Annotated in this window: 24 protein-coding genes; 18 read left to right on the top strand and 6 right to left on the bottom strand. The window is 58.9% G+C overall.

Annotated features, from left to right (window positions below; genetic code table 11):
* Positions 1-103: 103 nt before the first annotated feature.
* The 3 genes from lysS to GSR16_RS15830 form a co-directional block, all read right to left on the bottom strand.
* Entirely contained in the window at positions 104-1,612 is a 1,509-nt protein-coding gene (lysS, locus tag GSR16_RS15840) for a lysine--tRNA ligase (protein ID WP_159879064.1), read from the bottom strand.
* Between the two features lie 122 nt (positions 1,613-1,734).
* Positions 1,735-2,842 (bottom strand): peptide chain release factor 2 gene (gene prfB / locus GSR16_RS15835; RefSeq protein ID WP_159879062.1). Its coding sequence is split into 2 segments (ribosomal slippage): positions 1,735-2,757 and positions 2,759-2,842, totalling 1,107 coding nucleotides; the frame shifts between segments, so codons are not numbered across the junction.
* Between the two features lie 110 nt (positions 2,843-2,952).
* Positions 2,953-3,933, bottom strand: a complete 981-nt coding sequence (locus tag GSR16_RS15830; RefSeq protein WP_159879060.1) for a malate dehydrogenase — start codon at positions 3,931-3,933, stop codon at positions 2,953-2,955.
* A 204-nt stretch (positions 3,934-4,137) separates the two neighbouring features.
* On the opposite strand from GSR16_RS15830, the gene GSR16_RS15825 reads away from it, so the two are divergent.
* The 14 genes from GSR16_RS15825 to GSR16_RS15760 all read left to right on the top strand — a co-directional run bounded on the left by GSR16_RS15825 (position 4,138) and on the right by GSR16_RS15760 (position 18,810).
* Positions 4,138-4,872 carry a GntR family transcriptional regulator gene (locus GSR16_RS15825; protein ID WP_159879058.1) on the top strand — a complete coding sequence of 245 codons (735 nt, stop codon included), beginning with the start codon at positions 4,138-4,140 and terminating at the stop codon, positions 4,870-4,872.
* A gap of 224 nt (positions 4,873-5,096) precedes the next feature.
* Complete coding sequence (gene sdhC, locus GSR16_RS15820) at positions 5,097-5,471, top strand: succinate dehydrogenase, cytochrome b556 subunit (protein WP_045845607.1); 375 nt, start codon at positions 5,097-5,099, stop codon at positions 5,469-5,471.
* Complete coding sequence (sdhD, locus tag GSR16_RS15815) at positions 5,465-5,809, top strand: succinate dehydrogenase, hydrophobic membrane anchor protein (RefSeq protein ID WP_089085070.1); 345 nt, start codon at positions 5,465-5,467, stop codon at positions 5,807-5,809. The genes sdhC and sdhD overlap by 7 nt, the downstream gene beginning before the upstream one ends.
* Entirely contained in the window at positions 5,809-7,581 is a 1,773-nt protein-coding gene (gene sdhA / locus GSR16_RS15810; RefSeq protein WP_159879056.1) for a succinate dehydrogenase flavoprotein subunit, read from the top strand. Before sdhD ends, sdhA begins: the two co-directional genes overlap by 1 nt.
* 13 nt (positions 7,582-7,594) lie before the next feature.
* Complete coding sequence (locus tag GSR16_RS15805) at positions 7,595-8,305, top strand: succinate dehydrogenase iron-sulfur subunit (RefSeq protein ID WP_159879054.1); 711 nt, start codon at positions 7,595-7,597, stop codon at positions 8,303-8,305.
* A complete protein-coding gene (locus GSR16_RS15800) occupies positions 8,302-8,550 on the top strand; it encodes an FAD assembly factor SdhE (RefSeq protein ID WP_045845611.1) in 249 nt (82 codons plus the stop codon). Before GSR16_RS15805 ends, GSR16_RS15800 begins: the two co-directional genes overlap by 4 nt.
* A gap of 60 nt (positions 8,551-8,610) precedes the next feature.
* Complete coding sequence (gene gltA, locus GSR16_RS15795; protein WP_159879052.1) at positions 8,611-9,900, top strand: citrate synthase; 1,290 nt, start codon at positions 8,611-8,613, stop codon at positions 9,898-9,900.
* 218 nt (positions 9,901-10,118) lie between these two features.
* On the top strand, positions 10,119-12,947 hold the full coding sequence (locus GSR16_RS15790; protein WP_159879050.1) for a 2-oxoglutarate dehydrogenase E1 component: 2,829 nt from the start codon (positions 10,119-10,121) through the stop codon (positions 12,945-12,947).
* A 67-nt stretch (positions 12,948-13,014) separates the two neighbouring features.
* Positions 13,015-14,265 carry a 2-oxoglutarate dehydrogenase complex dihydrolipoyllysine-residue succinyltransferase gene (odhB, locus tag GSR16_RS15785; RefSeq protein WP_159879048.1) on the top strand — a complete coding sequence of 417 codons (1,251 nt, stop codon included), beginning with the start codon at positions 13,015-13,017 and terminating at the stop codon, positions 14,263-14,265.
* A gap of 54 nt (positions 14,266-14,319) precedes the next feature.
* A complete protein-coding gene (locus GSR16_RS15780) occupies positions 14,320-14,508 on the top strand; it encodes a hypothetical protein (protein WP_124642926.1) in 189 nt (62 codons plus the stop codon).
* Between the two features lie 13 nt (positions 14,509-14,521).
* Positions 14,522-15,955 (top strand): dihydrolipoyl dehydrogenase, encoded by a 1,434-nt coding sequence (gene lpdA, locus GSR16_RS15775; RefSeq protein ID WP_159879046.1) that lies wholly within the window; start codon positions 14,522-14,524, stop codon positions 15,953-15,955.
* 167 nt (positions 15,956-16,122) lie between these two features.
* Entirely contained in the window at positions 16,123-17,292 is a 1,170-nt protein-coding gene (gene sucC, locus GSR16_RS15770; protein ID WP_103524281.1) for an ADP-forming succinate--CoA ligase subunit beta, read from the top strand.
* A 27-nt stretch (positions 17,293-17,319) separates the two neighbouring features.
* Positions 17,320-18,204, top strand: a complete 885-nt coding sequence (gene sucD / locus GSR16_RS15765; RefSeq protein WP_045845617.1) for a succinate--CoA ligase subunit alpha — start codon at positions 17,320-17,322, stop codon at positions 18,202-18,204.
* Between the two features lie 171 nt (positions 18,205-18,375).
* The gene (locus GSR16_RS15760; protein ID WP_159879044.1) at positions 18,376-18,810 is read left to right on the top strand and encodes a hypothetical protein; all 435 of its coding nucleotides are present in this window, start codon (positions 18,376-18,378) and stop codon (positions 18,808-18,810) included.
* Positions 18,811-18,816: 6 nt separating this feature from the next.
* Here the strand turns inward: GSR16_RS15760 and GSR16_RS15755 are convergent, their stop codons facing one another.
* Entirely contained in the window at positions 18,817-19,269 is a 453-nt protein-coding gene (locus tag GSR16_RS15755) for an LEA/WHy family protein (protein ID WP_159879042.1), read from the bottom strand.
* Complete coding sequence (locus tag GSR16_RS15750; RefSeq protein WP_159879040.1) at positions 19,266-20,156, bottom strand: LysR family transcriptional regulator; 891 nt, start codon at positions 20,154-20,156, stop codon at positions 19,266-19,268. Before GSR16_RS15750 ends, GSR16_RS15755 begins: the two co-directional genes overlap by 4 nt.
* A 105-nt stretch (positions 20,157-20,261) precedes the next feature.
* Here GSR16_RS15750 and GSR16_RS15745 point away from each other — a divergent pair, with 105 nt between their 5' ends.
* Positions 20,262-20,681 (top strand): CidA/LrgA family protein, encoded by a 420-nt coding sequence (locus tag GSR16_RS15745; RefSeq protein WP_159879038.1) that lies wholly within the window; start codon positions 20,262-20,264, stop codon positions 20,679-20,681.
* A gap of 1 nt (position 20,682) precedes the next feature.
* On the top strand, positions 20,683-21,366 hold the full coding sequence (locus tag GSR16_RS15740; protein WP_240902514.1) for an LrgB family protein: 684 nt from the start codon (positions 20,683-20,685) through the stop codon (positions 21,364-21,366).
* Between the two features lie 144 nt (positions 21,367-21,510).
* Here the strand turns inward: GSR16_RS15740 and GSR16_RS15735 are convergent, their stop codons facing one another.
* Entirely contained in the window at positions 21,511-22,140 is a 630-nt protein-coding gene (locus tag GSR16_RS15735; protein ID WP_205677447.1) for a putative metalloprotease CJM1_0395 family protein, read from the bottom strand.
* Positions 22,141-22,420: 280 nt separating this feature from the next.
* On the opposite strand from GSR16_RS15735, the gene GSR16_RS15730 reads away from it, so the two are divergent.
* Positions 22,421-22,906 carry an acyl-CoA thioesterase gene (locus GSR16_RS15730; RefSeq protein ID WP_159879034.1) on the top strand — a complete coding sequence of 162 codons (486 nt, stop codon included), beginning with the start codon at positions 22,421-22,423 and terminating at the stop codon, positions 22,904-22,906.
* Positions 22,907-22,951: 45 nt separating this feature from the next.
* Positions 22,952-23,629: a TIGR01621 family pseudouridine synthase gene (locus GSR16_RS15725; RefSeq protein WP_159879032.1), complete on the top strand. Its 678-nt coding sequence runs from the start codon at positions 22,952-22,954 to the stop codon at positions 23,627-23,629.
* The last annotated feature ends 80 nt before the right edge of the window (positions 23,630-23,709 follow it).

The raw sequence follows: 23,709 nt of genomic DNA, 5'->3' as shown, positions 1-23,709 counted from the left end.
AGGGCTGGGCTGTTTGTACGACCGTTTGAATTACAGGTTAGGCGATCAAATTCTTATCGATCTCTGCAAACCTACAATTGATAAGGCAAGTTTATAGACAGGCTTATTCTGGACGCATCTGCGGGAACAGGATGACGTCGCGGATGGACGGGGCATCGGTCAGCAGCATTACCAGACGGTCGATGCCGATACCGCAACCACCGGTCGGCGGCAGGCCGTATTCCATGGCGCGGATATAGTCGGCGTCATAGTGCATGGCTTCGTCGTCACCGGCGTCCTTCTGGGCCACCTGGGACATGAAGCGCGCGGCCTGGTCTTCCGGGTCATTCAACTCGGAGTAACCGTTGGCGTGCTCGCGGCCGACGATGAACAACTCGAAGCGTTCGGTAATCGACGCATCGGCATCCGAACCACGGGCCAGCGGGGAGACTTCCACCGGGTAGTCGATGATGAAGGTCGGGTTCCACAGCAGGCCTTCGGCACATTCTTCAAACAGCGCCAGTTGCAGACTGCCCAGGCCCGGCGCCGGCGGCAGTTTGCCACCCAGACGCTTGATTTCGCTGGCCACCCAGGCTGCGTCAGCCAGTTGTTCGTCGGTGTACTGCGGGTTGTAGTGCTTGATGGCTCCAACAATGGTAAAGCGGTCGAACGGTTTACCCAGTTCCACTTCCTTGCCGTTGTAGCTGATGGTGGTGCTGCCACAGACGGTTTCGGCACAGCGACGGATGATGTTTTCGGTCATCTCCATCATGCGCTGGTAGTCGCTGTAGGCTTCGTAAAACTCGATCATGGTGAACTCGGGGTTGTGGCGTGTGCTCATCCCCTCGTTACGGAAGTTGCGGTTGATCTCGAATACACGTTCCAGACCGCCCACCACCAGACGCTTCAGGTACAGCTCCGGCGCAATGCGCAGGTAGAGCGGCATGTCCAGCGCGTTGTGGTGAGTAACGAACGGTTTGGCCGTGGCGCCGCCCGGGATGGGGTGCATCATCGGGGTTTCCACTTCCAGATAGCCTTCACCTACCATGACGTCGCGGATCTTCTGCACGATCTGCGAGCGCTTGATGAAGGTGGTGCGGCTTTCTTCGCTCATGATCAGGTCGGCGTAGCGCTGACGGTACTTTTGTTCCTGATCGGTCATGCCGTGGAATTTTTCCGGCAGCGGACGGATGTTCTTGGACAGCAGGCGCACTTCGCTGGCCTGAACCGTCAGTTCGCCGGTCTTGGTCTTGAACAGCACACCGCGGATGGCGATGATGTCGCCCAGGTCGAAGTGCTTGAATTCGGCGTGTTCAGCTTCACCAACACCGTCGTTGGCGATGTAAGCCTGAATGCGGCCACTGCCATCCTGCAGGGTAGCAAAGCTGGCCTTGCCCATGACGCGCTTGAGCATCATGCGGCCGGCAACGGCAACCTCGATCTTCTCGGCTTCCAGAGCTTCCTTGTCTTTACCCGCGTGTTTTTCCTGAAGATCCTTGGCAAAGTGGCTGCGTTTGAAATCGTTGGGGAAAGCGACGCGTTTTTCGCGGATGCTCTTCAGCTTCTGGCGGCGTTCCGCCATGATCTGGTTTTCGTCCTGACTCAGGGATGATGCTTGTTCACGTTCAGACATGATGACTCCGTTGACTACTGCGGTAAGGGCAGGGGGCCATTCCCCCGCCAGGCCTCATCGGCCAACAATTAAGGTTTTACGCTGCTGTAATGCAGGCCGGCAGTGACTGCCGGCCCGGACGTTTACACGCCCTGTTTCAGACTGGCTTCGATAAAGCCGTCCAGGTCGCCATCCATGACGCCCTTGATATTGCCCACTTCATGGCTGGTACGCAGGTCCTTGATGCGGGACTGGTCGAACACATAAGAGCGGATCTGGTGACCCCAGCCCACGTCGGTCTTGGTGTCTTCCAGCGCTTGCTTGGCTTCATTGCGCTTTTTCAGCTCCAGCTCGTACAGCTTGGCACGCAGCATCTGCATGGCTTCATCGCGGTTGCGGTGCTGCGAGCGGTCGTTCTGGCACTGCACCACGGTATTGGTGGGCAAGTGGGTGATACGTACGGCCGAGTCGGTCTTGTTGATGTGCTGACCACCGGCACCGGAGGCGCGGTAGGTGTCGATACGCAAATCAGCCGGGTTGATGTCGATCTCGAAGCTGTCGTCCACTTCCGGGTATACGAATACCGAGGAGAACGAGGTGTGGCGACGGGCGTTGGAGTCAAACGGCGACACGCGCACCAGGCGGTGAACGCCCACTTCGGTACGCAGCAGACCGTAGGCGTATTCGCCCTCGATCTTCAGCGTGGCGCTGCTGATGCCGGCCACTTCGCCTTCGGATACTTCCAGCACGTCTACCTTGAAGCCCTTGCGTTCGGCATAGCGGGTGTACATGCGCAGCAACATGCCGGCCCAGTCCTGCGCTTCGGTGCCACCGGCACCAGCCTGGATGTCCAGGAAGCAGTTGTTGGGGTCCATCGGGTCGTGGAACATGCGGCGGAATTCCATCTTGGCCACCTTGGCTTCGACTTCTTCCATATCAGCCTGCACGGCGAAGATGGTTTCATCATCTTCTTCGCTCTTGCCCATTTCCAGCAGCTCACGGCTGTCGGCGATGCTGGCATTGATGCTGTCCAGCACCAGTACCACGTCTTCCAGCTGCTTGCGTTCGCGGCCCAGTTCCTGGGCGCGCTTGGGGTCGTTCCAGATATCAGGGTCTTCGGTGAGGCGGCTTACTTCTTCCAGACGGTCTTTTTTACCGTCGTAGTCAAAGATACCCCCGAATATCGGCGGCGCGTTCGGCCAGGTTTTCAATCGTGGCCGCGATCTGGTTCAGGACTTCGACTTCAATCATGCTCTTGCTCCAGTGGCAGTCTGTATTAGTAAATTCAAATGTACTTGCTAGTATTGATCAAACACAAAAAGCGCACCAGTTGGTGCGCTTTTCGCTGATCTGGCTAGTGCTTAGCCAAACAGGTGAGCGACAGCTGCGCGCTCTTCTTCCAGCTCGGCCAGGGTGAAGTTCATGCGTTCGCGGCTGAACTCGTCCACTTCCAAGCCTTCGACGATCTTGTATTCGCCATTTTCGCATACAACCGGGAAGCCGTACATCACGCCTTCCGGAATGCCGTAGGAACCGTCGGACGGAATGCCCATGGTCACCCACTTGCCATTGCTGCCCAGCACCCAGTCGTGGATGTGGTCGATGGCGGCATTGGCAGCGGAAGCGGCAGAGGACAGGCCACGTGCTTCGATGATGGCGGCACCGCGCTTGCCAACGGTCGGCAGGAATACGTCACGGTTCCAGGCTTCGTCGTTGATCATGGCTTTTACCGATTGGCCATCGATGGTGGCGAAGCGGTAGTCGGCGTACATGGTCGGGGAGTGGTTGCCCCAAACCGCCAGGTCCTTGATGTCGGCAACCGGCTTGCCAGTCTTGGCAGCGATTTGCGACAGGGCGCGGTTGTGGTCCAGACGCAACATGGCGGTGAAATTTTTCGGGTTCAGATCCGGAGCGCTCTTCATGGCGATCCAGGCATTGGTGTTGGCCGGGTTGCCAACCACCAGAACGCGTACATTGCGGTCGGCGTGGTCGTTCAGCGCCTTGCCCTGAACGGTGAAGATGGCGCCGTTGGCTTCCAGCAGGTCCTTGCGTTCCATGCCTTTGCTACGCGGGCGTGCACCCACCAGCAGGGCTACTTGAGCGTCCTTGAAAGCGACGTTCGGATCGTCGGTGGCAACCATGCCGGCCAGCAGCGGGAAGGCACAGTCTTCCAGTTCCATCATCACGCCTTTCACGGCGGTCTGGGCTTGCGGCAGGTCGAGCAGTTGCAGGATGACCGGCTGGTCTTTGCCCAGCATTTCACCACTGGCGATACGGAACAGCAGGCTGTAGCCAATCTGACCAGCAGCGCCGGTAACGGCAACGCGAACGGGAGCTTTCATCGGTGGACTCTCCTTTAGATATCCGAGACTGTCTCAAATTGCAGATGTTGCTCTGCACTATAAGTGTGAAGCGAGTGTATCACGGAGTGTAGACCATGTGGGGCTGGAATCCCCATCAGAAATTCTGATATGCTTGCTTTACTCTTATGTCTTATATAAGACATGTCTTTACGCTTGATTTGTTTGATGATACAAAGCCACTACATGATTGCAAATGCCCCACGTCGACAGCCGCTGTATGTGCAGATCAAGCAGTTTTTACTGCGCCGTATCGCCGAAGGCGAGTGGTTGGAGCATGATGCCTTGCCCAGTGAGTGGGACTTGGCTGATGAGATGTCCGTCAGCCAGGGAACAGTCCGCAAGGCGCTCACCGAACTGGTTGCCGACGGTTTGCTGTATCGGCAGCAGGGCAAGGGTACTTTTGTTGCCCCGGTGCTCAGCGATTGGGGTAATGCGCTGTTGCAGTCGCCCGGCGTGTTTGACGAGGTGCCGGACAGGTTGAGCTGCGAGTTTCTGGCCATCTCGCGCATGAACGCCAGTGACGACATGGCCGTGGCCTTGCAGTTGCGCCGGCATGCGCCGATGTTCCGGGTACGCCAGTTGTGGCGCGGGCAGGGCAGGCCGGTGGCGCTGGATGAGGCTTATCTGCCTGCCGAGCGTTTTGATGGCATGGAGGCACGCTGGTTTCGCTCCGGCATGGGCGTGTATGCCACCTTGCAACAGCGCTTCGGCGTGCGGGTGGTTGAGAGTCGTGAGCAGTACCGCGCCGTGATGTTGCCGCGTGAGGACGCCAACTTGCTTGGCCTGTCCGGGGCGGCGCTGGAGGAGCCGGTGTTGAGCTTGCTTCGCCTGTCTGTTTCCTCAGTTGGCGAGCGGGTGGAGTGGCGGCAGCGCTATTGCCTGAGTCGGGATCTGGCGTTGCTGCAAAAGGGCTGTTGATGTCGCCTGCCGACATGCAAATGTCGCTTGTCAGGCAAAAAACGGGCAGCAGCCGGGTGATTTTTGCTAGAATTTCCAGATCATATTGCCCTGCAGCATCGGGCAGCATGATGTTAAGTATTGAGGGGGACCACCCGGTTTCTACAAGGGCGGACCTTTCAGGCGGGCTTCCAGACAGGGGCCCGGAGATAACCACTTGGTTCAAATACATCCAAGGAAGCCATATGCAGAAGCAACGACCGAAGCACCTGGATCTGGCCACGATCAGACTGCCCATCCCGGGCATCGTCTCGATCTTGCACCGGGTCAGTGGTGTGGCGCTCTTCTTTTCCCTCCCGCTGTTGATCTACCTCCTACATGGTTCACTCAGTTCAGCAGAGTCCTTTGAAACCTACCGTGCCGTAGTCGCGCACCCGCTGATGAAGATCATCCTCATCGGCTTGCTGTGGGCCTACATGCATCACTTCTGTGCCGGTATCCGTTTCCTGTTCCTGGATATCCATAAGGGTCTGGAACTGCAAACCGCTCGCGCTACCGCCAAGACTGTGGTGGTGGTGAGCCTGGCTCTGACGCTGATTCTGGGGGTAGCACTATGGTAAACCGCTCTGTCATTGGCGCTCACTACGGTTTGCGCGACTGGGTCATGCAGCGCGTGACGGCCACCATCATGGTGATCTATACCGTAGCACTGGCACTGTTCCTGCTGACCATGCCGTCCAGCTATGCAGGCTGGAAAGACTTCTTCGCACAAACCTGGGTGCAGGTACTGACCCAGACCACACTGCTGGCAGTATTCCTGCACGTATGGGTGGGGATTCGCGATGTGTGGATGGACTACATCAAGCCGACCGGCCTGCGCCTGGCGCTGCACTCCTTCACCATCGTGTGGCTGGTGTCCTGTTTCATCTATTCCGTTAAAGTTGTCTGGGGGCTGTAATGGGCGTACCTGTTCGTCATTTTGATGCAGTAATCGTTGGCGCAGGTGGTGCCGGCATGCGTGCCGCCCTGCAACTGTCCGAAGCTGGTCTGAAGACTGCCGTCCTGTCCAAGGTGTTCCCCACCCGCTCGCACACTGTTGCCGCGCAAGGTGGTGTGTCCGCCTCCCTGGGTAACTCCGAGGAAGATCACTGGACCTGGCATATGTACGACACCGTAAAGGGTTCGGACTGGCTGGGCGACCAGGATGCCATCGAATTCATGTGCCGCGAGGCACCGAAGGTGGTGACCGAGCTGGAACACTACGGCATGCCGTTCGACCGTAACGCTGATGGCACCATCTACCAGCGTCCGTTCGGCGGCCACATGTCCAACTTCGGTGAAAAGCCGGTGCGTCGCGCCTGTGCTGCCGCCGACCGTACCGGTCATGCCATGCTGCACGCGCTGTACCAGCGCAATGTCCGCGCCAATACCCACTTCTTTGTAGAGTGGATGGCACTGGACCTGATTCGCGATGCCGACGGCAATGTGCAGGGCGTGATTGCCATGGAAATGGAAACCTCGGAAATCGTGGTATTCCAGGCCAAGGCCACCCTGTTTGCCACTGGTGGCGCCGGTCGTATCTATGCTTCTTCCACCAATGCCTTCATTAACACCGGTGATGGCCTGGGCATGGCCGCACGTGCCGGCATCCCGCTGGAAGACATGGAATTCTGGCAATTCCACCCCACTGGCGTAGCCGGTGCCGGGGTACTGATTACCGAAGGTGTCCGTGGCGAAGGCGGCATTCTGCGCAACAGCGCGGGTGAGCGCTTCATGGAACGCTATGCGCCGAATGCCAAGGATCTGGCTTCGCGTGACGTGGTATCCCGTGCCATGGTGACCGAGATCAACGAAGGTCGTGGTTGCGGCCCGAACAAGGATCACGTGCTGCTGGACATCACTCACCTCGACCCCGAAGTGATCATGTCCAAGCTGCCGGGCATCCGTGAAATCTCCATCAAGTTTGCCGGTGTTGACCCGATCAAGGCCCCGATCCCGGTGGTGCCGACCTGTCACTACCAGATGGGTGGCATTCCCACCAACTACCACGGCGAAGTCGTGGTAGAAGGCAAGCCGGTACATGGCTTCTACGCCGCTGGCGAATGCGCTTGCGCCTCGGTGCACGGTGCCAACCGCCTGGGTACCAACTCCCTGCTCGACCTGCTGGTATTCGGCAAGAGCTCGGCCAACTCGATGATCGACTTCATCAAGACCCAGCCGCTGGAACTGCCGGAACTGTCGACTGCCGACGTAGAGCGTTCGGTAGCGCGCGTGGAACGTCTGAACAAGCAGACCAATGGCGTGGCCGTGAACGATGCCCGTTCCGCAATGCAGCGCACCATGCAGGCTCACTGCGGCGTGTTCCGCTTCAAGGACATGCTGGCTGAGGGTGTTGAGAAGATTCTGGAAGTGGAAAAGATGGTTCAAAAGACCGAAATTTCCGACAAGTCCAGTGTGTTCAACATGGCTCGCATCGAAGCTCTGGAACTGGAAAACCTGATCGAAGTGGCCAAGGCCACCATGATCTCGGCCAATGCCCGTACCGAATCGCGTGGCGCTCACGTGCGTGACGATGCACCGGATACCGCGGAAACCCCGAATGGTCGTGACGATGCCAACTGGCTGAAACACACCCTGTGGAGCCGTGAAGGCAACCAGCTGAAATACAAGCCGGTTAACCTGCAACCGCTGACTGTCGACACCATCGCGCTGAAGACACGTTCCTACTAAGGGCTTGAACAAGATGACTACTGAAACCGTCAAATTCCGCATCTACCGTTACGATCCGGACAAGGATGCCAAGCCCTACATGCAGGACATCAGCGTCGATCTGGACTCCACCGACCGCAAGTTGCTGGATGCGCTGACCAAGCTGAAGGTGAAGGATGACACCATCACCTTCCGTCGCTCCTGCCGTGAGGGTGTATGTGGCTCTGACGCCATGAACATCAACGGCAAGAACGGCCTGGCCTGTCTGACCGATTTCCGCGATCTGAAACAGCCGATCGAGCTGCGTCCGCTGCCGGGTTTGCCGGTGGTGCGTGACCTGATCGTCGACATGACCCAGTTCTTCAAGCAATACCACTCGATCAAGCCGTACGTGATCAACGACACGCCGCCGCCGGAACGCGAGCGCCTGCAAAGCCCGGAAGACCGTGAAGAACTCAACGGCCTGTACGAGTGCATTCTGTGCGCCTGCTGTTCTACCAGCTGCCCGTCGTTCTGGTGGAACCCGGACAAGTTCGTTGGTCCGGCCGGTCTGCTTGCAGCCTACCGCTTCATCGCGGACACGCGTGACACCGCTATCAACGAGCGTCTGGACAATCTGGAAGATCCGTACCGTCTGTTCCGTTGCCACACCATCATGAACTGTGTCGATGTTTGCCCCAAGGGCCTGAACCCCACCAAGGCAATCGGCAAGATCAAAGACCTGATGGTCAAGCGTGCAGTATGACCGCCTACGATCCGATTGAACTCAAGCGGATCCGTTGGCGGTCCCGCCGGGGCTTGCTGGAGCTGGATCTGGTGCTGGAGCGGTTTTTTGCCCAGCGCTTCGATTCACTCTCCCCGGCGGAGATCGACGCCTACAAGCGTATTCTCGATTTGCCCGACACCGACTTCCTGGATGTGGTGAACGGCAAGGCTGATCTGGACGATCCGGAAGAAGCCGCCATCATCGAGATCCTGCGCTCGGTTTGAGTTGCAGGTTGCAGGGCCAAAAACGATTACAACACCACAAAACTGACTGGGAGTATTGCTGTGGAAACTAACCGCAAAGTGACGCTCGCTTACAACGAGGGCAAGGACACGCTGGAGATGCCGGTACTGTCCGGCACCCTGGGTCCGGATGTCGTCGATATCCGTGCCTTCTCCAAGACCGGCATGTTCACCTTTGACCCGGGCTTCCTGGCTACCGCCAGCTGCGAGTCCGCCATCACCTTCATCGACGGTGATCTGGGTCAGCTCTACTACCGCGGCTATCCGATCGAACAGCTGGCAGAGAAGAGCGATTATCTGGAAGTGTGCTACCTGCTGCTGAACGGCGAAATGCCGACCGCAGCCCAGCGCAAGGAATTCGAACGTGGCGTGATGCGCCACAACATGCTGCACGACCAGCTGATGAGCCTGTTCAAGGGCTTCCGTCGTGACGCACACCCGATGGCCGTGATGGTGGGTGTGGTTGGCGCGCTGTCCGCCTTCTACCATGATTCGCTGGACATCACCAATCCGGAACACCGTCGCATCTCTGCCCACCGTCTGGTGGCCAAGCTGCCGACCATTGCCGCACAAGCCTACCGCTACAACAAGGGCCTGCCGTTCTCCTACCCGAAAAACGGCCTGACCTATGCGGAAAACTTCCTGCACATGATGTTCTCCACCCCGTGTGAAGAATACAAGGTGAACCCGGTACTGGCGCGCGCGCTGGACCGCATCTTCACCCTGCATGCCGACCACGAGCAGAACGCTTCCACCTCCACCGTGCGTCTGGCTGGCTCCTCCGGTGCCAACCCGTTTGCATGTATCGCCGCCGGTATCGCCTGCCTGTGGGGTCCGTCCCACGGTGGCGCCAACGAGGCCGTGCTGAAAATGCTGGACGAAATCGGCAGCGTGGACAATGTGGCCGACTTCATGCAAGGCGTGAAGGACAAGCGTTACAAGCTGATGGGCTTTGGCCACCGCGTGTACAAGAACATGGACCCGCGCGCCGCCATCATGAAGAAGACCTGCGACGAAGTGCTGAACGAACTGGGCCTGCACAACGATCCTAAGTTCAAGTTGGCCATGGCGCTGGAAAAGATCGCCCTGGAAGACCCGTACTTCATCGAGCGCAAGCTGTATCCGAACGTAGACTTCTACTCCGGCATCGTACTGTCCGCCATCGGCATCCCGGTATCGATGTTCACCCCGATCTTCGCCCTGGCACGTACCGTGGGCTGGATCGCGCACTGGAGCGAGATGATCTCTGATCCGGCGATGAAGATCGGCCGTCCGCGTCAGCTGTACACTGGTGCTCCGCGCCGTGACATCGTGGATATCGACAAGCGCTAATCAGCAGTGACAGGTTGGCCGGACACGTTTCGGCCAACTTTTTGCTTTGTCTTACAGAATACAGTCAGCAGTTTCACGACAGACGCCGATAGAGCGCTGCGGAAAAAACGGAGACGGATTTGCCCCACAAGCCCTTCTTGCGTCTTTTCCACAACGCTTTCTCCACGCAGCAATGTAGCCAAACGTAGACACGTACGTAGATAACAAAGGGTCGAATAATGATGCAATCCATGTACAGTCATTCCTACCTGTTCGGTGGGAATGCACCGTTCATCGAGGAACTGTACGAACAGTACCTCGCTGATGCGAATTCGGTTCCGGCCGAATGGCGTGAATACTTCGACAAGCTGGCCCAGGCACCGGGCGCAGCCGAGCGCGATGTACCACACATGCCCATCCAGGAATCCTTCATTCAACTGGCCAAGAAACCGGCCAGCGGCCCACGCAACAGCAGCGGCGGCGAATGGGAAACCATGCAGAAGCAGGTGGGTGTGCTGAAGCTGATTTCGGCCTATCGCGTACTGGGTTCCCGTCAGGCCAACCTCGACCCGCTCAAGCGCATGGATCAGGAAACCCTGCAAGAGCTGGACCCGCACAAGCACGGTCTGACCGATGCCGACATGGCGGTGCAGTTCAATGTGGGCTCGCTGGTGGCCCCGCAAAAGCTGCCGCTGTCCGACATCCTGTCGCGTCTGAAGCAGACCTACTGCGGCAATATCGGCCTGGAGTTCATGCACATCACCAAGTCGGACGAAAAGCACTGGGTGCAGAAGCGCTTTGAAGGCGATCTGTCCACCCCGCGCTACGACGCCGGCAAGAAAATGCGCATCCTCAAGCAGATCACGGCGGCCGAGACCCTGGAACGCTATCTGCATACCAAATACGTCGGCCAGAAGCGCTTCTCGCTGGAAGGTGGCGAATCCACCATCGCTGCGCTGGATCACCTGATCCACAACGCTACCTCGGTGGGCGTGCAGGAACTGATCATCGGCATGGCCCACCGTGGCCGTCTGAACGTGCTGGTCAACACCCTGGGCAAGCTGCCGCGTGACCTGTTTGCCGAATTCGAAGGCAAGGCCGCCCAGCAGATGGCCTCCGGCGACGTGAAGTACCACATGGGCTTCTCATCCGACATCCCGACTGCCAACGGCCCGATGCATGTGTCGCTGGCGTTCAACCCGTCCCACCTGGAAATCGTCAACCCGGTGGTGGAAGGTTCGGTACGCGCCCGTCAGGACCGTCGCAAGGATAACGAGCGCAAGTGCGCCGTGCCGGTGCTGATTCATGGTGACTCTGCCTTTGGCGGCCTGGGCGTCAACCAGGGTACTTTCAACCTGTCGCAGACTCGCGGCTACGGTACCGGCGGCACCATCCACATCGTGATTAACAACCAGGTTGGCTTCACCACCTCGGATACGCGCGACATGCGTTCCACGCTGTACTGTACCGATGTGGCCAAGATGGTTGAAGCGCCTATCCTGCACGTGAACGGAGATGATCCGGAAGCCGTCTGCTATGTAATGCAGGCTGCGCTGGACTACCGCATGCAGTTCAACAAGGACGTGGTCATCGACCTGGTCTGCTACCGCAAACTGGGCCACAACGAAGGTGATGATCCTTTCCTGACCCAGCCGATGATGTACAAGAAGATTGCCAAGCATCAGGGCGTGCGCGCCATGTATGCCGAGCGTCTGGTACAGGAGGGCGTGGTGAAGGCTGAGGAAGCCGAAGGCATGATCCAGGCCTACCGCGACGCGCTGGACAAGGGCGAGCACGTGGAACAGACCGCGCTCACCAACTACAAGCGCGAACATGCCCTGGACTGGAGCCAGTATATGGGCACCCACTGGGCACACCCCACCGACACCTCGCTGCCGCGTGCCGACATCCAGCGCCTGACCGAGAAGTTCACCACCCTGCCCGAAGGCTTCAAGCTGCACCCCACCGTACAAAAGGTGCTGGCTGCACGCAAGGCCATGGCTGCCGGTGAACAGAATGCCGACTGGGGCATGGCCGAGACCCTGGCCTACGCTTCGTTGGTGACCAATGGTTTCGGTGTCCGCCTGTCCGGCGAAGACTCCGGCCGTGGCACCTTCTCCCACCGTCACGCCGTACTGCACGACCAGAACCGCGAACGCTGGGACCAAGGCTCCTACGTGCCGCTGCGTAATATGTCGGACAACCAGGCCGAATTCCTGGTGATCGACTCCATCCTGAACGAAGAAGCAGTGCTGGCCTATGAATACGGCTACGCCTGTTCCGCTCCGGACCAGCTGGTGATCTGGGAAGCCCAGTTCGGCGACTTCGCCAACGGCGCCCAAGTGGCGATTGACCAGTTCATTTCCTCCGGCGAAACCAAGTGGGGCCGTCTGTGCGGCCTGACCACCATCCTGCCGCACGGCTACGATGGTCAGGGTCCGGAGCACTCCTCCGCCCGTCTGGAACGCTGGCTGCAACTGTGCGCCGAGCACAATATGCAGATCGTGATGCCGTCCGAGGCCAGCCAGATGTTCCACATGCTGCGCCGTCAGGTGCTGCGTCCGTACCGCAAGCCGCTGGTGATCTTCCTGTCCAAGCGCCTGCTGCGTTTCAAGGACTCCATGAGCCCGATCGAAGACTTCACCAACGGCAGCTTCCGCCCGGTGATCGGCGATGCCGTGGTGCAGGATCCGAAGAAAGTGAAGCGCGTGGTGCTGTGTGCCGGTCAGGTGTATTACGACCTGGCCGCCGGTCGCAAGGAAAAGGGCGTGGAAGACGACGTTGCCATCGTGCGTATCGAGCAGTTGTATCCCTTCCCGACCGAGCAGGTAGCCGCCGAGCTGGCACGCTTCCCGCAAGCCAAGGAAGTGATGTGGGTGCAGGAAGAGCCGCGTAACCAGGGTGCCTGGTACCAGATCCGCCATCGCCTGGAAGGTCTGTTGATCGGCAAGCAGTTCTTGTCGTTCGCTGGTCGTCCGTCCTCCGCTTCCCCGGCCGTAGGCTACATGAGCAAGCACGTTGCCCAGCTCAAGTCCTTCGTCGAAGAAGCCATGACGATTGCCAAGTAAATACACGCCATCACAACGATTACACTGACGGGGGCGGCAGGATGACCGCCCCGCTCTGGAGAAGAACATGATTATTGAAGTCAAAGTCCCCCAACTGCCCGAGTCCGTTTCCGAAGCCACGCTGATGACCTGGCACAAGAAAGCTGGCGATTTCGTCAATCGTGACGAAAACGTCATCGACCTGGAAACCGACAAGGTTGTGCTGGAACTGCCGGCACCGCAGGCTGGCGTGATTGTTGAAATCATCGAACAAGACGGCGCTACCGTAGTTTCCGGTCAGCTGATCGCCCGTATCGACACCGCCGCCAAGGCTGGCGATGCCCCGGCTGCCGTAGCTGCTGCCCCGGCTGCTGCCGCTCCGGCTCCGGTACAGGCTGCTCCGGCTGCTGCACCGGGTGGCGCTGCCATGCCGTCCGCTGCCAAGCTGGCTGCCGAAACCGGCGTGAACCTGGCCAATGTTGCTGGTTCCGGCCGTGACGGCCGTGTCCTGAAAGAAGACGTACAGGCTGCTGCCGCTGCTCCGTCGCAAGCCGGCCCGGTACTGGCTCATGCCGGCAATGCCGGCGTGGCCCTGGCTGCCACCCCGGCTGCGGTTAACGTGGCTGCCGTGCTGGGCGACCGTCCGGAACAGAGCGTACCGATGTCCCGCCTGCGTCAGCGCGTGGCCGAGCGCCTGGTGATGAGCCAGCAGACCAACGCCATCCTTACCACCTTCAACGAAATCAACATGAAGCCGCTGATGGACCTGCGCGCGCGCTACAAGGACCGTTTCGAGAAGGAACACGGCGTGAAGCTGGGCTTCATGGGTTTCTTCGTCAAGGCCGTGGTTGCCGCGCTGAAGAAATACCCCATCGTCAATGCCTCCGTTGATGGCAACAACATCATCTACCACGGTTACTTCGACATCGGCGTGGCCGTAGGCAGCCCGCGTGGCCTGGTGGTTCCGGTCATCCGCAATGCCGACCAGCTGAGCCTGGCCGAGATCGAAAAGCAGATCGCCGACTTCGGCAAGCGCGCCCAGGAAGGCAAGCTGACCGTGGAAGAACTGACCGGTGGCACCTACACCATCTCCAACGGTGGTACTTTCGGTTCCATGATGTCCACCCCCATCATCAATCCGCCGCAATCCGCCATTCTGGGCATGCACGCCACCAAGGAGCGCGCCGTGGTTGAGAATGGTCAAGTTGTCGTGCGCCCGATGATGTACCTTGCCCAGTCGTACGACCACCGCATCATCGATGGTCGCGAAGCGGTACTGAGCCTGGTGGCCATCAAGGACGCCATCGAAGATCCGGCCCGCCTGATCCTCGACCTGTAATACCTGCTGGCCGCAAGCCTGCTTGCGGCCACTTTGAATAATGTGAACGGAGAAATGATGATTTTGCCTGACTGGCTTTATGCGGTAGCTTCCATCCTGGCCGGTGTGGCCATCGCGGTACTGACCTGGAAGAAGCATCAGCGCGGCATTCGCGAAGACCGCTACAGCCTGGTGGGCAAGCTCATCATCGCCGTGTTCATGATTGCTTTCGGGATCTTGCTGTTCAAGGTCGGCAAGTTCTGATCAAGGAAAATCAATGAGCCAACAGTTTGATGTCGTCGTTATCGGCGGCGGCCCCGGCGGTTATGTGGCTGCCATTCGTGCAGCCCAGCTGGGTTTCAACACCGCTTGCGTGGATGCCTTCAAAAACCCGGAAGGCAAGCCTTCGCTGGGTGGCACCTGCCTGAACGTGGGTTGCATCCCCTCCAAGGCACTGCTGCAGTCCTCGGAAAACTTCCACGCGGTACAACACGACTTTGCCAAGCACGGCATCACAGTGTCCGGTGCCAAGATGGACGTGGCCGCCATGCTGGAACGCAAGACCGGCATCATCACCAAGAACGCCGCTGGCATCAGCTTCCTGTTCAAGAAGAACAAGGTTGCCAACATCCATGGTCTGGCCGCACTCAAGGGCCGTCAGGGCGACAAGTGGCTGATCGAAGTTACCGACAACGGTGCCGTGGTTGACACACTGGAAGCCAGCAACGTCATTATCGCCACCGGTTCCAGCCCGCGTCAGTTGCCGGGCCTGGCCACCGACAACCACATGGTGCTGGACAACGAAGGCGCGTTGGCACTCACCGCCGTACCGAAGCGTCTGGGCGTGATCGGTGCCGGTGTGATCGGCCTGGAAATGGGTAGCGTGTGGAAGCGTCTGGGTGCAGAAGTCACCATCCTGGAAGCCGCACCGACCTTCCTGGCTGCTGCTGACCAGCAGATCGCCAAGGAAGCCTTCAAGACCCTGACCAAGGACACCGGTCTGGATATCAAGCTGGGCGTGAAGATTGGTGAAATCAAGGCTACCAAGAAGCACGTTACCGTTCACTACGAGCTGAACGGCGAAGCCGTGGCTGCTGAATTCGACAAGCTGATCGTCTCCATCGGTCGCGTACCGAACACCGCTGGTCTGGGTGCTGAAGCCGTTGGCCTGCAACTGGACGAGCGTGGTTTTGTTGCCGTGGACGACCACTGCCACACCAATCTGCCGGGCATCTGGGCGATTGGCGACGTGGTACGTGGCCCGATGCTGGCACACAAGGCTTCCGAAGAAGGCGTTGCGGTGGCAGAACGTATCGCCGGCCAGAAGCCGCACGTCGATTTCGGCGTGATTCCGTGGGTGATCTACACCTCGCCGGAAATCGCCTGGGTGGGCAAGACCGAAGAACAGCTCAAGGCTGAAGGCATCGAATACAAGAAGGGCACTTCCGGTTTCGCTGCCAACGGTCGCGCGCTGGGCCTGGGTCAGGCGCAGGGCACGGTGAAGATCCTGGCCGACGCCAAGACCGACCGCATCCTCGGCCTGCACATGATCGGCCCGATGGTGTCCGAGCTGGTAACCGAAGGCGTGGTGTCGATGGAGTTCAAGGCCGCCAGTGAAGATCTGGCGCGCATCGTGCACGCCCATCCGAGTCTGTCGGAAGTGGTGCACGAAGCCGCACTGGCTGCCGACAAGCGCGCATTGCACGGCTAATTGCCGTGGGGCCGTGTACAATTCACACGGCCCGAAAGAGGGTATGGGGCAGGACCTGCCGCGAGAACAGGTTCGCCCCGATACATTAGGGTTGAGGAAGCGACCAAGGAATAGAGACGTTGGCCAGACAGGGCCCCGCCATCATTTCCACCGAAAGGAAACCATAGATGAACCTGCACGAATACCAAGCGAAAGAGCTGCTGGCCAAATACGGCTTGCCGGTACAACAGGGCATTCTGGCCACCACGCCGGAAGAAGCCGCTGCCGCTTATGACAAACTGGGCGGCAAGTTTGCCGTCGTCAAGGCCCAGGTGCATGCCGGTGGCCGTGGCAAGGCCGGTGGTGTCAAAGTGGTGAAAAGCCGCGAAGAAGCCGCTGAAGTTGCCAAGAGCCTGATCGGTATCAATCTGGTGACCTACCAGACCGACGCAGCCGGCCAGCCGGTCAACAGCGTATTGGTATGCGAAGACATGTACCCGGTACAGCGTGAACTGTACCTGGGCGCCGTAGTGGACCGTGGCAGCCAGCGCGTTGTGTTCATGGTCTCCACCGAAGGCGGCGTGGAAATCGAAAAAGTAGCCGAAGAAACCCCGGAAAAGATCATCAAGATCGAAATCAACCCGCTGGTGGGCATGCAGCCGTTCCAGGCGCGTGATGCCGCCTTTGCCCTGGGTCTGTCCGGTTCGCAAATCGCTGCTTTCAGCAAGCTGATGCTGGGTGCTTACCAGGCTTTCGTGGAAAACGATTTCGCCCTGTTCGAAGTAAACCCGCTGGCACTGCGTGAAAACGGCGAACTGGCCTGCGTTGATGGCAAGATCAACCTGGACTCCAATGCCCTGTACCGTCACCCGGCCCTGCTGGCCCAGCGCGACAAGTCGCAGGAAAACGAACGCGAAGTGAAAGCTTCCGAATTCGACCTGAACTACGTGGCCCTGGAAGGCAATATCGGCTGCATGGTGAACGGCGCCGGCCTGGCCATGGCCACCATGGACATCATCAAGCTGAAGGGTGGCCAGCCGGCCAACTTCCTGGACGTGGGTGGTGGTGCGACCAAGGACCGCGTGATCGAAGCCTTCAAGCTGATCCTGGCCGATGATTCGGTCAAGGGCGTGCTGATCAACATCTTCGGCGGCATCGTACGTTGCGACATGATTGCCGAAGCCATCATCGCCGCCGTGAAGGAAGTAAACGTGACCGTGCCGGTGGTTGTGCGCCTGGAAGGCAACAACGCCGAATTGGGCGCCAAGATTCTGGACGACTCCGGCCTGAAGCTGGTTTCCGCCCAGGGCCTGAACGACGCAGCCGAGAAGATCGTTGCTGCCGTTGCTGCGCTTTAATCACCTGCACCGCATAAGGATTTCAAAATGAGCGTATTGGTAAACAAAGACACCAAAGTGCTGGTGCAAGGTTTCACCGGCAAGAATGGTACCTTCCACGCCGAACAGGCGCTGAAGGTTGGCACCAAGGTAGTCGGTGGCGTGACCCCGGGTAAGGGCGGTTCCGAGCATCTGGGCCTGCCGGTGTTCAACACCATGAAGGACGCCGTGCGTCAAACCCAGGCTGATGCCTCGGTGATCTACGTACCGGCAGCGTTTGCCAAGGATTCCATCCTGGAAGCCATCGACAGCGGCGTGAAGCTGATTGTCTGCATCACCGAAGGCGTGCCCACCCTGGACATGCTGTACGTGAAAAAAGCCGTGGACGAAGCCGGCATCCGCCTGATCGGCCCGAACTGCCCGGGTATCATCACCCCGGGTGAGTGCAAGATCGGCATCATGCCGTGGCACATCCACAATCCGGGCCGCATCGGTATCGTGTCCCGTTCCGGCACCCTGACCTACGAAGCCGTGGCACAAACCACCGCCCTGGGTCTGGGTCAGTCCACCTGCATCGGTATCGGCGGCGACCCGATTCCGGGTACCAGCCACATCGACGCCCTGAAACTGTTCCAGGACGATCCGGATACCGACGCCATCGTGATGATCGGTGAAATCGGTGGTACCGCCGAAGAAGAAGCGGCTGAATTTGCCAAGGCCTACGTGACCAAGCCGGTAGTGGGCTACATCGCCGGTGTGACTGCTCCCAAGGGCAAGCGCATGGGCCACGCCGGTGCCATCATCTCTGGAGGCAAGGGTACTGCCGAAGAGAAGTTCAAGGCCTTCGAAAAGGCTGGCATCGCCTACACCCGCAGCCCGGCCGAAATCGGCAAGACCATGTTCGAACTGCTGAAGTCCAAGGGCATGATCTGATCGCAGGTTTCACTTGCTGCAATCAAAACGCCACCTTCGGGTGGCGTTTTTTTATGGTCAGCCGCGGCATGCCATGCCGGACTGCTGTCAGCCGGCGATTTATGCTAGAACTTGGCATCTGCTGCCTGGTCGGACAGCAAGGGCAAGCAAGTGAACGAGGAAAGGAATGCGATGCGTAAATGGCTTTGTCTGTTGGTGCTGCTTACCAGCGCCTGCAGCAGTTTTCCCACCCGCGAAGGCTATGCGCAAAAAGCGTATTACTGGCAGGGCAAGGACGCCAACGCCCTGTTGGCGCAATGGGGTGCCCCCAGCAAGAGCATGACCATGCCCAATGGCAATATGCTCTATACCTACAGCAAGTCCTATACTCAGCAGCAGCCGTATTTTGACAATCGCCGCTTCGAGCCGGGGCATCGCTTTGCCGTGACCGAAAACGGTCAGAGCCGGGTGATCGAAACCCCGGGGCGCTGGGTCTATGATGGTACCTCCGGTGGTGGCATCCAGTACTACAGCTGCACCACTAATTTTGTGGTGAACAGCAAGACCCAGCAGGTGGAGTCAGTCAGCTTTGAGGGTAATGACTGCGTGGCCGTACCGCGCCAGTAAGCCTGTTCAGGGCAGCCTCCATTCGCCGCTACTGCTGAATGGCAGGCTGGCGATGCCTTGCAAGTCCTCCAGCCGGCCTTGCAGCTGGTATTCCAGCTTGCCATCACCCTGCAATGCCTTGCCCAGTTGCTTCAGCCAGCTACCCAGCGAGGTATGCACCCGGACTTGGATTTCGCTTTCGCCCAGCGCGGCTACATTGATGGCCTGATTGCTTACCCCGCTGGCCATGTGCTGGCCGGCTAGGCTCAGGTCAAGACTGAGCCCGCTGGCACGCAATGGCACGGTGTTGGGGTTCTGCAAACGCAGGGTAAGGTCGAAATTCTGCTCCAGCAGCGTTGATGCTGTCGGGCGGATATCCACCAGGCTGACTTGCGGTTTTTTCAGTCCAAAAGTGCCGCAGCCGGTCAGCCACAGGCAAAGTAACAGCGTGATCAGTCCTGTCAGGCCATGGTGCTTCATTGCAGTCCCCCCAGTACATCCTGCGTGACCGCAATCCATGCCCTGGCAGCATGCGACAGATAGCCGCCCTGTTGCCAGATCAGTGCCAGGTGCCATATCAGCCAGGGGTTGGAGACCGGGATCACATCGTATTGGCTGCGGTCCAGCCGCTCCACTACCGAGCGTGGCAGCAGGGTGATGCCCAGTCTGGCATTCACCAGTTCGACAATGAAGTCCCAGTGCGCGCTGCGGCCGACAATATTGAGTGGCTTGCCCATCTCACGGAAAGCATGGCTGATGCGGCTGGACAGGGTGAAGTCTTCCGGGTACAGCACAAAGTTCTGATCGGCGATTTCCGGCAGTGTGACGGTTGAGCGGCCATGCCAGGGCGAGCCGGCCGGTGCAATCAGGCATAATGGATCACGTACTACGGCAAATTGCTGGAAAAAGCTGTTATCTACCGGCAAAACCGCAACGCCGATTTCCAGCTCGCCGCTACGCACGCTGTTTTCGATGGCCAGCGCGCCGTCTTCCACCATCTTCAGTTCGATACCTGGGTAGCGTTCGCGAAACGCTCCCACCACCGGTGCAAAGAAAGCCACCCCCACCATGGGTGGCAGACCAACCACCAGTTCGCCGCGTGTCAGGCCGGCCAGATCGTTCAGCTCGTTCTTCAGCTGATTCATGGCCGACAGTACATCCATGCCACGTTCGAATGCTACCTTGCCGGCATCGCTCAGGCGAAAGCTGCGTCCTTCCCGAATGATCAGCGGCGTGCCCAGCTCTTCCTCCAGCTGCTTCACCATTTTGCTGATGGTGGGCTGGGTGACGAACAGGGCATCGGCAGCCTTGGTAAAGCTGTGACGTTTTACCACTTCCACAAAATAGCGCAGTGCACGAATGTCCATCATCGATTCCTTTTGAGAATGAGTAGGATAATTTTAATTCATTTTTTGAATGAAATGCGTACGACTATACTCGGTACTCGTTGCTGCTGATGGAGCGAGCGCACCATGAAGAGCCTGTTCAATCCTGCCGTAAAGCAAAGCCTTACCACTGTTTTGCAAGTGTTGATGCTCTGCCTGGTATGGCTGCTGGCCAGTCGCTTGAGCCACGCTTATGTGCCGGAAATTCCGGCTGGTGTGCTGGGCATGTTTCTGGTACTGGCAGCGCTGGCCCTGGGCTGGTTGCCGTTGGCTTGGTGCAAGAGCGGAGCACGCTGGCTATTGGCGGAGATGCTGTTGTTTTTCATCCCGACTACCGTTGCCGTGGTGCAGTATCCGCAGCTGCTGGGCAGTATTGGCCTGCGCATCGTGCTGGTGATCCTGTTGTCGACCGTACTGGTGATGACCGTGACCTCGCTGGTGGTGGATGCCGGCTACAAATTTGAAATCATGCTGAAACGTCGCAAACGACAGCATGGAGTGTTGTGAGATGGAAAACCTGCTGGCTTTTGGCTGTCTGGTGTTGACCCTGGCCTTGTACTGGCTGGCAAAAAAGCAGTATCACCGTACCGGAAACTGGTGGACCGCACCCTTATTGGCGGTGCCCTTGCTGGTGATTGGCGCGGTGGTGGTGGGGCATATTCCTTACCACACTTATTTTCAGGATACGCATTGGTTGAGCTGGCTGCTTGGCCCGGCCACAGTGGCATTTGCCATTCCGATTTACGAGCAGCGCCAGGTCATTCGCAAGCATGCGCTGTCACTGAGCTGTGGCGTGTTGGTGGCCATGCCGGTGGCCGTGATGAGTTCGGTATGGCTGGCACGGGCTTTCGGTTTGTCCGAGCTGTTGCAGAAAAGCCTGGCACCACGCTCCATCAGTACACCGTTTGCCATGGCCACGGCATCGAGCATTGGTGCTCCGCCGGACCTGACGGCCGTGTTTGTGGTGATTACCGGTGTGGCCGGCATGTTGCTGGGCGAGCTGATGCTGATGCTGTTGCCCTTGCGTTCACGCTTGGCCAAGGGGGCTTTGCTGGGTGCTGCCGCACATGGTGCCGGTACCGCCAAAGCCAACGAGCTGGGTGCCGAAGAAGGTGTGGTGGCCAGTCTGACCATGATGCTGGGTGGCATTGCCACCGTGTTTGCCGCCCCACTGATTGCCTGGTTCGTCTGAGACGAGCCGGATTGAAGATTTCTCTGTAGTAAGCCCATGCCATCGGGAGTGGTGTGTGGTGTCTCTCCTCTTGTTGTACTCCCAAAACGAGCGTTGTTCGGGCTGACCCTATCCGGTCAGCCCATTTTTTTTGTCTGGAAGGTATCAGGCAAAGGTGTCGATGCTGCTGCCTTTGCTGCTGTCTTGTTTGCCAGTGATGGCCGCGAAGATGGCCTTGGCGGTGGCAATGGCCGGATTGTTTTGTGCAGCCTGTAACTGTTGCTGCTGCTGTTTGTCGATGGCTGCCTGGGCTTCTTGTGCCATCTGTGTGGCTTCGGCAGCCACTGCGCGGTCCTGACCGGAAGGGTCTACCGGTGCCAGTGCCGCGGCCTCAACCTGTTTGGCATTGGCCAGGGTTTCCTGCGGGCTTTGCCCGCTGGCCAGCCGGATGCTGACTTCCCCGCCGATGGCATATTGCTTGCCGTCCGGTCCTTCCTGATAGCTGTAGTTGGCACCACCGCTGACCAGTGCACCGCCGGCTGCCATGTGGGCTTGCTCGTGCTGGCGGACATCGGTATCACGCGCGCGCAGTTCGTCCAGTTGTTTCTGTTGGTTCGGGGTGAGTGTGCTGCCCTGGTAAATGGCAGAAGGGGAGGGGGTGGTCACGCCAGGCACTGGCGTGGCAACCGAGGCCATGCGCGCGGCAGTGCAGGCCGCACAGGAGCAGTTGGGCCCGTGTTGCGACTGTGTGCTGATGCCATAGCCTGTGCTGGCACTGATGGAGGATAGACTCATGATGTGCACGATCCGGATTGATTTGATTCTAGTGCAGCACTTGGCTTAATGCATTGAATGCAAACAGCTATTTTTTCAATTTTATCCGGGTTGGAAACTGGATGTGGCGCGCGGGCATGGGACTGGGCAAGCTTTGCCGCCGTATCGGCCGCGACAGCATACGAGGACTGCGGCAGAATGAGGCCTATTCGCGTTCCCCGGCAGTGTTGGCCGGGAGAGCATTCTTGCAGCGTCACGCCGCCCGTGGCGCTACCATGATGAATTTCAGGAAATCCACAGCATGCAACAGCAGGTAAATCAGGAAAACCAGCGCGAACTGGTGATGTCGGTATTGATGATGCCGGATATGGCCAACTTCTCCGGCAATGTCCATGGCGGCGTGCTGCTGAAACTGTTGGACCAGGTGGCCTATGCCTGTGCCAGCCGCTATGCCGGCTGCTATGTGGTAACCCTGTCGGTGGACCAGGTGCTGTTCAAGCAGCCCATCCATGTGGGTGAACTGGTCACCTTCATGGCCAGCGTGAATCATGTGGGGCGCACCTCGATGGAAATCGGCATCAAGGTGGTGGCCGAAGACATTCAGCAGCGCTCGGTGCGGCATACCAACAGCTGCTATTTCACCATGGTGGCTTTTGAAAACGGCAAGGCCGTGGCGGTACCGCCGCTGAGCCTGGAGACGGATGATCAGAAAAAGCGTTTCCGTGATGCAGAAATCCGTAAGAAACTGCGCATGGAAGCCCAGCAAAAAACCAGCGATCCGTGCTGAACGGGTAGAATCGCCGCCTTGCTCATGTCTTCCCGGTGCCCTGCCATGTTTACCCTGCTGCACAGCGACCCGCGCTTCTACCTGATCAACAAGCACCCTGGCGTGAGTTTCCACCGCGAGGGGGAGGAAGACGGCTTACTGGACGTGGTGCGGGCAGGACTGCAGGACGAGGCACTATGGCCGGTACACCGGCTGGATCGCATCACCTCGGGCTTGATCCTGCTGGCGCGCTCCAGCAGCGTGGCCAGCCAGCTGGGGGCGGCCTTTGCCGAGCATGCAGTGGAGAAATACTATCTGGCGCTGTCAGACCGCAAGCCGCAAAAGAAGCAGGGCCTGATCAAGGGCGATATGGAAAAAGGGCGGGGTGGCGCATGGCGCTTGCTGCCCACCCTGCAGAATCCGGCCATCACCCAGTTCTTCAGCTTTTCGGTACAGCCGGGGCTGCGCTTGTTTCTGCTGCGGCCACGCAGTGGCAAGACGCATCAGTTACGGGTGGCGATGAAGTCACAATCGGCCCCGATTCTGGGCGATAGCCTGTATGGCGGCAGCGCTGCCGACCGGGGCTATCTGCACGCCTATGCCTTGCGTTTCACGTTGGATGGCGAAGCTTTCAGTTTTGTCTGTCCGCCAGACCAGGGTGCGCATTTCCTCAGTCCGGCGCTGCTGGATTGTCTGCAGCGTGAGGCAGCCCAGCCTTGGGCCTTGCCCTGGCCACGCGTTTAAGACCCGATAACAAAACACCGCTCCAGCGTTGCGCTGCCTTGCCGTACTCCATGTACTGTCTGCGGCGGCGCGCCTTGGCC

It is taken from the genome of Aquitalea denitrificans, assembly GCF_009856625.1.
GTDB classification, from domain to species: Bacteria; Pseudomonadota; Gammaproteobacteria; order Burkholderiales; family Chromobacteriaceae; genus Aquitalea; species Aquitalea denitrificans.
Note: the sequence above shows the minus strand (reverse complement) of the source record. Positions and strands in the feature narration are given on the sequence as shown.